Raw genomic sequence first — 8,096 nt, 5'->3', positions numbered from 1 at the left:
CGGCAGCGGGGGCCGGGGCAAGTGCGGCGGCGCCGGCACCTGCCGGTTCCAGCATCACCAGCACCGAGCCTTCGGCCACGTTGTCGCCCACCTTGATGCGGACTTCCTTGACGGTGCCGGCCTGCGGGCTGGGCACGTCCATGGTCGCCTTGTCCGACTCCAGCGTCACCAGCGCGTCTTCCGCGTTGATGGTATCGCCCGGCTTCACGTGCACTTCGATGACGGGTACGGCGTCGTAGTCGCCGATATCCGGCACCTTGATTTCAATCGCTTGACTCATTCAGTGTCTCTCCTGGGCAGCCGGCACTCGCGTCTACACACGACAAACGCTCGGCGAGGTTACTCTCGCCTCACGCTTCTGTCACGTTGCCACGCCGCAAGGCGCCGCCGGGCCAGCCGGGGGCGCCCGCGGCGCGGCGGGTGCCGCACTGCGGGGGGGTTCAGGCGTGTAAGTCCGGGAATCAGACCGACATCGGGTTCGGCTTGCTCGGGTCGAGGTTGTACTTCTTGATCGCCTCGGCGACCTTTTCACGACCGATCGCGCCTTCGTCGGCCAGCGCCTTCAGCGCGGCCAGCGTGACCCAGTGGCGATCCACTTCGAAGAAGTGGCGCAGCTTCTCGCGGGTATCCGAGCGGCCGAAGCCGTCGGTGCCCAGCACCACATAGCGGCGCGGCACGAACGGACGGATCTGCTCGGCGAACGCGCGGATGTAGTCCGTGGAGGCGATGACCGGGCCGCGCACGCCCTTGAGCTTCTGGGCGACGAACGACTCGCGCGGCGTCTCGGTGGGGTGCAGCAGGTTGTGGCGCTCGGCGGCATTGCCTTCGCGGGCCAGCTCGGTGAAGCTCGGGCAGCTCCACAGGTCCGACTCGACGCCCCAGTCCTTCTTGAGCAGCTCGGCGGCGGCGATCACCTCGCGGAAGATCGTGCCCGAACCCAGCAGCTGCACGCGCGGCGCGTTGCTGTTTTCCACGCCCTTGCGGAACTGGTACATGCCCTGGACGATGTCGCGTTCCACGCCAGCCGGCATTTCCGGATGCTCGTAGTTCTCGTTCATCACCGTCAGGTAGTAATAGATATCTTCCTGTTCGGCGTACATGCGGCGCATGCCGTCCTGCATGATCACGGCCAGTTCGTACTGGAACGTCGGGTCATACGAGATGCAGTTCGGGATCACGGCGTGGAACACGTGCGAATGGCCGTCCTCGTGCTGCAGGCCCTCGCCGTTCAGCGTGGTCCGGCCCGAGGTGCCGCCCAGCAGGAAGCCGCGCGAGCGCATGTCGGCAGCGGCCCAGCACAGGTCGCCGATACGCTGGATGCCGAACATCGAGTAGTAGATGTAGAACGGGATCATCTGCACGCCGTGCGTCGAGTACGACGTGGCGGCGGCAATCCAGTCGCACATGGCGCCGGCTTCGTTGATGCCTTCCTGCAGCACCTGGCCAGTCTGCGATTCCTTGTAGAACATCAGCTGGTCGTGATCCTGCGGCACGTACTTCTGGCCTTCCTGGTTCCAGATGCCGACCTGGCGGAACAGGCCTTCCATGCCGAACGTGCGCGACTCGTCGGGCACGATGGGCACCACGTGCTTGCCGATCTTCTTGTCCTTGAGCAGCGTGTTCAGGATCCGCACGAAGGCCATGGTCGTGGAGACTTCGCGGCCTTCGCCCGTGGCCTTGAGCAGCGCGTCGAACGCGGCCAGCTCGGGCACCGGCAGCGCTTCCGCCTTCAGGCGGCGGCTGGGCAGGTAGCCGCCCAGCTCCATGCGGCGGGCGCGCATGTATTCGAGTTCCTTCGAGCCATCCTCGAAGGTCAGGTACGGCACGTCCTCAATCTTGTCGTCCGACACCGGGATGTTGAACTGGTCGCGGAACTTGCGGATCGCGTCCACCGGCATCTTCTTCTGCTGGTGGGCCACGTTCATGGCCTGACCGGCATCGCCCATGCCATAGCCCTTGATGGTCTTGGCCAGGATCAGCGTCGGCTGGCCCTTGTGCTCGCTGGCGGCCTTGTAGGCGGCGTAGATCTTGTGCGGGTCATGGCCGCCACGGTTCAGGCGCCAGATGTCGTCGTCGGACCAGTCGGCCACCATGGCCTTCAGTTCCGGCGTGTTGAAGAAGAACTCGCGCACGTAGGCGCCGTCCTTGGCCTTGAAGGTCTGGTACTCGCCGTCCACGCACTCCATCATGCGTTTCATCAGCAGGCCCTTGGTGTCGCGTGCCAGCAGCTGGTCCCAGCGGCTGCCCCAGACCACCTTGATCACGTTCCAGCCCGAACCGCGGAATTCCGATTCCAGTTCCTGGATGATCTTGCCGTTGCCGCGCACCGGGCCGTCCAGGCGCTGCAGGTTGCAGTTGATCACGAAGACGAGGTTGTCCAGCTTCTCGCGGCCGGCCATGCCGATCGCGCCGAGCGATTCCGGCTCGTCGGTCTCGCCGTCGCCCAGGAAGGCCCAGACCTTGCGGTCGCCGGCCTTGGCCAGGCCGCGGCTGTCCAGGTACTTCATGAAGCGCGCCTGGTAGATCGCCATGATCGGGCCCAGGCCCATCGACACGGTGGGGAACTGCCAGAAGTCCGGCATCAGCCACGGGTGGGGGTACGACGAAATGCCCTTGCCGTCCACTTCCTGGCGGAAGTTGTCGAGCTGCTCGGTGGTCAGGCGGCCCAGCAGGAAGGCGCGCGAGTACACGCCCGGCGCCGAGTGGCCCTGCACGAAGACCAGGTCGCCGCCGCTCTGCTCGGACGGGGCGCGCCAGAAGTGGTTGTAGCCCACGTCATAGAGCGTGGCGGCCGACGCGAACGACGAAATATGGCCGCCCACGTTGGTGTGCTTGTTGGCGCGCAGCACCATGGCCATCGCGTTCCAGCGCGTGTACGAGCGGATGCGGTGCTCGATATCCTGGTCGCCTGGAATGCGGGCCTGCTGCTCCACCGGAATGGTGTTGATGTACTGCGTCTCGGCGTGGAACGGCTGGGTCACGCCATTCACCCGTGCGTATTCGATCTGCTTCTCAATCAGGAAAGCGGCGCGATCTGCACCTTCGGCCGCCAGCACGCCCTGCAGGGCATCCAGCCATTCATGCGTTTCCTGGGGATCGGCGTCGTTGGCGCTGCTCGCGCCGAGAATCTGCTCTGGTACGGCTGACATGAGACTGTCTCCTGGTGAATTCCTGGCGAGCGCACGAGATCCGCCCGCATTGTCTGGTCGAAGCGATTCTATGGAAGCACAGCAGAGGCTGACAAGCGAAATTTTCAGATTACGGATTCGTTTCTTATAATGTGAAATATTGCGGCGGTGCACCAGAGCGCGCGCGCCGCAGGCCGATGTCGCCCGCGCATTGATCGGACGCCGCTTCCTCGCCAGCCCTGCCCGGGGCACGATCCGCGCAAACTTGAGCAGGTGCCGCATAGGCGCTTTCCCCAAGCGACGCACCGCAATAATCCCTATACACTGGCCGGTCAGCCGTCAATCCCTTATGCAGTTCTTCCAACGACTCCTCTCCGGCCTGCGCACGGCCATGCTTCCCCCCAATCCCTCCGGGGCCGTGACCCCGGCCACGGTGGAAGCGTCTGCCGCCGCGCACCATGCCGCCCAGCACGCGGCCCACGCCGGACGCGACGGCGATCCCCATGACGACGTAGCGCACGATGGCGCCGACGCCCACGAAGCCGACGGCCCCTTCGCCGCCGCGCCGCGCCGGCTCTGGTGGCTGCGCTGGCGCAACCTCGTGGCGACGAGCTGGTTCATGTTCATCCCGCTCGTGGCCATTGTGCTCTTCACCGTGGCGATGGGCGTCATCCTGTGGTCGCTGCATGAGACGGAGCGCCAGCAGCAGCGCGACGCGCTGTACCGCGACGCCGCCTGGGCGCAGCAGCGCGTGCGGCTCTCGCTGCTGAGCAACCAGGACCAGCTGGCCTCGCTGGCGCGCGACATCGCCGCCGCGCAGCTCGACCAGGGAGCCTATCGCACGGCCGCGCAGGAAATCTTGCGAGAGAACCCGGAAATCGTCTTTGTGAACTGGCTCGATGCCACGCGGCGCGGCCGCTGGTCGCTGCCGTCCACGTCGGAGTTTGCCGGCCGGTTGCGGGAGACCGTCGACCATCCGCTGGAGCCGGAAGTCCTCGACACCTTCGACGCCGCCCGCGAGACCCAGCGCGTGGTCTACTCCCGCCCGCTGATGAACGAGCGCGGCGACAGCTTCATGCTGATGGAAGTGCCGATCGTGCGGGACAACGAGTTCCTCGGCACCCTCGGCGCGCTCTATTCGATCAACGGCATCCTGACCCACCTGCTGCCGCCCGAGTTGACGGAGCGCTACCGCTTCTCGCTCATCGACAAGAACAACCAGACGCGCGCGAGCACGTCGCTGCGGCCCGTGCCGGGCAATGCGCTGTCCTACGAAGTGCTGCTTGATCCACCCGGGCATTCGCTTTCGCTGCGCGCGGATGCCTACCCGCCGCCGTCGAACCTGCCTAACAACATGCTGCTGTGGCTGGTGGTGGGCCTGTCCTGCTTCCTGCTCTGGAGCCTGTGGAGCATGTGGCGGCACACCAGCCGCCGCTCCGAGGCGCAGCGCGCCCTGCTGGCCGAGACCTCGTTCCGCCGGGCGATGGAAAACTCGATGCTGATCGGCCTGCGCGCGCTCGACCTGAACGGCCGCATCACGTATGTGAACCCCGCCTTCTGCCGCATGACGGGCTGGACCGAGGGCGCCCTGGTCGGCCGCGTGCCGCCGTTCCCCTACTGGCCGCCCAACGACCAGCAGGAGATGCAGAAGCAGATCGACCTGACGCTGCAGGGCAAGTCGCCCGCCACCGGCTACGAGATGCGCGTGATGCGCCGCGACGGCAGCAGCTTCTTCGCACGGATGTACGTCTCGCCGCTGGTGGACGGCCGGGGCCGCCATACGGGCTGGATGAGTTCGATGACGGACATCACCGAGCCCAAGCGCGCCCGCGAGGAATTGGCCGCCGCGCACGACCGGTTCACGACCGTGCTGGAGAGCCTGGACGCCGCCGTGTCCGTGCTGGCCACTGACAAGGCCGAGCTGCTGTTCGCCAACCGCTACTACCGGCAGCTGTTCGGCTGGGAGGCCGAGGGGCACCTGAAACTCGCCGGCGACGACTTCGACCGCGAGCAGATGTCGAGCGACAACACTGACTTTGTCGACGCCTACGCCGGCCTGCCGGCCTCGGAGCTGATGCCGTATGCGTCCGATGCGCGCGAGGTCTTCGTGCCGGACATGCAGAAATGGTTCGAAGTGCGCCGCCGCTATATCCAGTGGGTGGACGGCCACCTGGCGCAGATGCAGATCGCCACCGACATCACGGTGCGCAAGGCCGCCGAGGAAATGGCGCGCCAGCACGAGGAACGGCTCCAGTTCACCAGCCGGCTGACCACCATGGGCGAGATGGCGTCGTCGCTGGCGCACGAGCTGAACCAGCCGCTGGCGGCCATCAACAATTACTGCATGGGCGCCGTGGCGCGGCTCCATTCGGGGCGCAGCACGCCGGAAGACCTGATTCCGGTGCTCGAGAAGACGTCGGCGCAGGCCGTGCGGGCGGGCACCATCATCAGTCGCATCCGGGGCTTCGTGAAGCGCAGCCAGCCGCAGCGGCGCGAGGCGTCCCTCCATGACATCGTGGCAGACGCCGTGGGCCTGGCCGACCTGGAAGCCACGCGCCGCCGCGTGACCATTCTCACCCGCCTGCCCGCCCCGCCGCTGCTGCTGTATGTGGACCCGGTGCTGATCGAACAGGTGCTGGTGAACCTGCTCAAGAACGCCGTGGAAGCCATGGCCGGGCTGCCCGCCATGCGCGCCGCCGGCGTGGTGCGCCTGCACGCGCGCATCGAGCCGGTGGAATTCGGCCAGTGCGTCTGCATCGACGTGATCGACCAGGGCCCGGGCGTGGACGAAGCCACCAAGGAACGGCTGTTCGAGCCATTCTTCAGCACCAAGTCCGACGGCATGGGCATGGGCCTGAATATCTGCCGCTCGATCATTGAATCCCACCAGGGCCGGCTCTGGGTGGAAAACAATGTGGACGGGATCGGCTGTACGTTTAAAATCACGTTGCCGCTGCAGCCTGCGCTCCCCGAGCAATAGCCCGGGCACCCCGGTGAGACAGACGCGATGAGACCCTCCGCCGCGGGGCTTGGGTGGGTCGCCGCAGATCTGCCACTCGACCGGGTAGTGTTGCGCATGCCGCGAGGCGGTTACACTTAGTTGCAAACGACTTGGTCGTTAACGAATTTGCCCCAGGAGACTTCATGACCGCAACGCCCAGTCCCACTCCGCATCGTGGCGAGACCGTGTTCATCGTCGATGACGATGAAGCCATGCGCGACTCGCTGACCTGGCTGCTGGAGGGCAATGGCTACCAGGTGCGCAGCTTCAACAGCGCCGAGCAGTTCCTGTCCGCCTACGATGCCGGCCAGGTATCGTGCCTGATCCTGGACGTGCGCATGCCCGGCATGAGCGGCCCGGAACTGCAGGAACGCATGCTGGCCGAGCACATCGACATTCCCATCGTGTTCATCACCGGCCACGGCGACGTGCCGATGGCGGTGTCCACGATGAAGCGCGGCGCGATCGACTTCATCGAGAAGCCGTTCGACGAATCCGAGCTGCGCGCGCTGGTGGAGCGCATGCTCCAGAAGGCCCGCACCGACCATTCCGCCGCCCGCGAGCAGCGCGCCGCCAAGGACCTGCTGGGCAAGCTGACCACGCGCGAGCAGCAGGTGCTGGAGCGCATCGTGGCCGGCCGGCTGAACAAGCAGATCGCCGACGACCTGGGCATTTCCATCAAGACGGTGGAGGCGCACCGCGCCAACATCATGGAAAAGCTCAACGTGAACACCGTGGCGGATCTGCTGCGACTGGCCCTGTCGCGCAACAGCTGATCGGCTGGATGGACGGGGAAAAAACGGCGCAAAGGCGCCGTTTTTTTATGGATCGTCGATCAGGAGGTTGGCGGAAAAAGTAATGCAAACAGCACAATCATGCCGAACTGGGTGTGCCACAAACTGTCCCGTCCGAGCAGCTTGCACCGCGCCAACTGCCCGCCGATGGGCGCCAAACCCTTATAATCCGGCTTTGTCCGCGACGCCGCCGCCACGCGCGCGCCGCCTGCCCCGACTTCCCAGCCTCTCCCGCAGAATCCCATGCCCGCCCAACTGATCGACGGCAACGCCCTTGCCAAACAAATCCGTACCGAAGCCGCCCAGCGCGCCGCCCGCCTGACCGAGAAGGGTCACCAGCCCGGCCTCGCCGTGGTGCTTGTGGGCGAGGATTCCGCCAGCCAGGTCTATGTGCGCAACAAGGTCAAGGCTTGCGAGGACAACGGTTTCCATTCGTCGCTGGACCGCTATCCGGTCGATCTGTCCGAAGCCGACCTGCTGGCGCGCATCGACGCCCTGAACAACGACCCCAAGATCCACGGCATCCTGGTGCAGCTGCCGCTGCCGAAGCACATCGACAGCCACAAGGTGCTCGAAGCCATCGCCCCGGAAAAGGACGTCGATGGCTTCCACGTGGCCAACGCCGGCGCGCTGATGACCGGCGCCCCGCTGTTTCGCCCGTGCACGCCCTATGGGTGCATGAAGATGCTGGAATCGATCCAGTACCCGCTGCGCGGCGCGCGTGCCGTGGTAGTGGGCGCCTCGAACATTGTCGGCAAGCCGATGGCCATGCTGCTGCTGCAGGCCGGCGCAACCGTGACAATCTGCAACAGCAAGACGCGTGACCTGGCCGCCCATACGCGCGAGGCCGACGTGATCGTGGCTGCCGTAGGCCGCCGCAACATCATCACCGCCGATATGGTCAAGCCGGGCGCAGTGGTCATCGACGTCGGCATGAACCGTGACGACGCCGGCAAGCTGTGCGGCGACGTGGACTTCGCCGGCGTGCGCGAAGTGGCCGGCCACATCACCCCGGTGCCGGGCGGCGTGGGGCCGATGACGATCACGATGCTGCTGATCAACACCCTCGAAGCCGCCGAGCGCGAAGCCGGCCTGTAGTCCGCTGGCCGCCGGGTCCTAATCGGCCCCCAATCGGCCCGATAGGAAAGTCGAACTGGAAATTTCCGCGCAGAC

At 65.9% G+C, this 8,096-nt stretch carries 5 protein-coding genes; 3 read left to right on the top strand and 2 right to left on the bottom strand.

Annotated elements, in window-relative coordinates:
• Both KHO18_RS07115 and aceE read right to left on the bottom strand, forming a co-directional pair.
• A partial coding sequence (locus KHO18_RS07115; RefSeq protein ID WP_322791028.1) for a biotin/lipoyl-containing protein occupies positions 1 to 280 on the bottom strand: 280 nt, incomplete at its 3' end.
• Positions 281 to 461: 181 nt separating this feature from the next.
• Positions 462 to 3,149: a pyruvate dehydrogenase (acetyl-transferring), homodimeric type gene (gene aceE / locus KHO18_RS07110; RefSeq protein WP_144195825.1), complete on the bottom strand. Its 2,688-nt coding sequence runs from the start codon at positions 3,147 to 3,149 to the stop codon at positions 462 to 464.
• Positions 3,150 to 3,477: 328 nt separating this feature from the next.
• Between aceE and KHO18_RS07105 the strand changes: the two genes are divergently transcribed.
• From KHO18_RS07105 to folD, 3 genes are all read left to right on the top strand, one after another.
• Positions 3,478 to 6,108: a PAS domain S-box protein gene (locus tag KHO18_RS07105; RefSeq protein WP_211942948.1), complete on the top strand. Its 2,631-nt coding sequence runs from the start codon at positions 3,478 to 3,480 to the stop codon at positions 6,106 to 6,108.
• A 164-nt stretch (positions 6,109 to 6,272) separates the two neighbouring features.
• The gene (locus KHO18_RS07100; protein WP_092292841.1) at positions 6,273 to 6,905 is read left to right on the top strand and encodes a response regulator transcription factor; all 633 of its coding nucleotides are present in this window, start codon (positions 6,273 to 6,275) and stop codon (positions 6,903 to 6,905) included.
• A 261-nt stretch (positions 6,906 to 7,166) separates the two neighbouring features.
• Positions 7,167 to 8,021 (top strand): bifunctional methylenetetrahydrofolate dehydrogenase/methenyltetrahydrofolate cyclohydrolase FolD, encoded by an 855-nt coding sequence (folD, locus tag KHO18_RS07095; RefSeq protein WP_144195829.1) that lies wholly within the window; start codon positions 7,167 to 7,169, stop codon positions 8,019 to 8,021.
• Positions 8,022 to 8,096: the final 75 nt, after the last annotated feature.

Source organism: Cupriavidus campinensis (assembly GCF_905397395.1).
Classification (GTDB): Bacteria; Pseudomonadota; Gammaproteobacteria; order Burkholderiales; family Burkholderiaceae; genus Cupriavidus; species Cupriavidus campinensis.
The sequence above is the reverse complement of the archived record's forward strand: the minus strand, read 5'-3'. Positions and strand labels throughout refer to the sequence as shown.